Raw genomic sequence first — 701 nt, 5'->3', positions numbered from 1 at the left:
ACCGCAAAATCCACTCGAATACCAGCCTGCGGCGGGACAAAGACACGCTGGTCGGTGAGGAGAACGGTAAACCGGTATTGATGAAACTGGACGGCAAGTGCAACGTCGTATCAAAAACCCGCGGCAATTCTACGCTGAATATCAGTTACAACGACCGTGGGCTGATTTCAGCTTACTCTTCCATCCAGGATCCTCTGCGCATTGACATAACGTATGACGAGCAAGGGCGAATGGTCAGGCAGAACATAAGGGAAGGGGCTCGTCTGATCAGCGATGACAAGCAGACATTTGCTACGACAGAGGCGGATAAACGGCTGGATGGGGTGATGCTCACCACCTACCCGGCCTCGACCAGAGAAATCACGACGCGCTGTGAGTATCAGCAGGGCGTTCCCACTTCCTGCCGCTATAAAATTAAAACCTCGCCCGGTGATAACGTCATTGAACGCCAGTCGACGCTGGTCAGTGAATTTTATTAGCAGCAGCCCGGCCGTCGGCACCCGCGTTCGCACACTAACGAAGACATCATCATAATGGACATTAAACAGCTCATCTATTTATGTAACCTGGAGCGAGAGCGCCACTTTGGCCGCGCTGCTGAGGCCAGCTTTGTCAGTCAGCCCACGCTTTCCATGCGTCTGAAAAATCTGGAGCGTGAGCTGGGGCTGTCGCTGATTAACCGCAGCAATAACTTTGATGGT

At 52.9% G+C, this 701-nt stretch carries 2 protein-coding genes; both read left to right on the top strand.

The features are described from left to right. On the top strand, positions 1-479 hold a 479-nt coding region (locus WH277_RS01600; protein WP_339503988.1), incomplete at its 5' end, for a hypothetical protein. A 54-nt stretch (positions 480-533) separates the two neighbouring features. Beyond that, positions 534-701: LysR family transcriptional regulator (locus WH277_RS01595; RefSeq protein WP_339503990.1), on the top strand; the 168-nt coding region annotated here is incomplete at its 3' end.

The organism is Erwinia sp. MYb416 (assembly GCF_037479575.1).
Lineage (GTDB): Bacteria > Pseudomonadota > Gammaproteobacteria > Enterobacterales > Enterobacteriaceae > Erwinia > Erwinia rhapontici.
The sequence above is the reverse complement of the archived record's forward strand: the minus strand, read 5'-3'. Positions and strand labels throughout refer to the sequence as shown.